We start from the raw sequence: 1,470 nt of genomic DNA, 5'->3' as shown, positions 1-1,470 counted from the left end.
GATAAGCGGAATCATCGCTTCTGCGAGTGCTTYACGGTCGATCCATTCACCAAGACACTGGTCGGGCTTCTGAGTCACGGGAACCTTCCACATGTAGGGGCAGAAAAAAGGGGCTACATTATGCCGCCGAGTGACAGCTGTAGCAATGCGCGCCCGTCGTGCTTTTCGTAACAAATCGTCGTTCAAAAAACTTACGCCTCGCGCAAGCCCAATAAAACCGGGGCTTGCAGCGAAGTCAATTTTTTGGAGGTCACGCGTCCTTATCCGTAACCCTCCGTAACACTCGTTGTATTTGCCACTACATATTCAGTAATTTCCGGTAAAAAACCGCTGAATTTTGTCTTTACCACTACATTTCATCAGACCGTCGCTTTAGACGCAGTCAGCAACTGACAGGCGGCATCGTTGACCGCTACAATTGTCGACTTTGTCGCAACGCTTGGAGCTCAACCTTCCGTGCCCGTTCTGCGTCTACCGCTTCTCCCTGCCGCGGCAGGTAAACAGCACTGGGGCAACCTGCCCGGTGCCGCCCTGAGCCTGGCCATCGCCGAGGCCGCCAGCGCTGCCAAGCGCTTTACCCTGCTGCTGACCGCCGACAGCCAAAGTGCCGAACGGCTGGAACAGGAGCTGGGTTTCTTCGCCCCGGATTTGCCCGTATTGCACTTTCCCGACTGGGAAACCCTGCCCTACGACCTGTTCTCGCCGCACCAGGACATCATTTCCCAGCGCATCGCCAGCCTGTACCGGCTGCCGGAACTGAGCCATGGCGTGCTGGTGGTGCCGATCACGACCGCCCTGCATCGCCTGGCACCGACCAGATTCCTGCTCGGCAGCAGCCTGGTGCTGGATATCGGCCAGAAGCTCGACGTCGAGCAAATGCGCGCCCGGCTTGAAGCCACGGGTTATCGCTACGTCGATACGGTGTATGAACACGGCGAGTTCACCGTTCGCGGTTCGCTGATCGATCTGTTCCCGATGGGCAGCAAGCTGCCGTATCGCATCGATCTGTTCGACGACGAAATCGAAACCCTGCGCACCTTCGACCCGGAGAACCAGCGCTCGATCGACAAAGTCGACTCGGTCAAGCTGTTGCCGGCCAGGGAATTCCCGCTGCAGAAAGAAGCGGTCACCCGTTTCAAGGCCCGGTTCCGCGAGCGTTTTGACGTCGACTTCCGCCGCTGCCCGATCTTCCAGGACTTGAGCAGCGGGATTACGCCAGCCGGCATCGAGTACTACCTGCCGCTGTTCTTCGAAGAAACCTCGACGCTGTTCGATTACCTGCCCCAGGACACGCAAGTGTTCTCGCTGCCCGGTATCGAACAGGCCGCGGAAAACTTCTGGAACGACGTGCGCAATCGCTATGAAGAACGCCGCGTCGACCCCTCCCGTCCTTTATTACCTCCCGCCGAACTGTTCCTGCCAGTGGAGGACTGCTTCGCGCGCCTGAAGAACTGGCCGCGCGTGGTGGCC

Annotated in this window: 2 pseudogenes; one reads left to right on the top strand and one right to left on the bottom strand. The window is 58.5% G+C overall.

Features of this window, described 5'->3' with window-relative positions:
- Positions 1 to 186, bottom strand: a pseudogene (locus tag ACXRVY_RS28820) (hypothetical protein); the annotation flags it as partial.
- A 270-nt stretch (positions 187 to 456) separates the two neighbouring features.
- On the opposite strand from ACXRVY_RS28820, the pseudogene ACXRVY_RS28815 reads away from it, so the two are divergent.
- A pseudogene (locus tag ACXRVY_RS28815) lies at positions 457 to 1,470 on the top strand (transcription-repair coupling factor); the annotation flags it as partial.

The organism is Pseudomonas sp. P5_A2_2, assembly GCF_054177685.1.
Note: the sequence above shows the minus strand (reverse complement) of the source record. Positions and strands in the feature narration are given on the sequence as shown.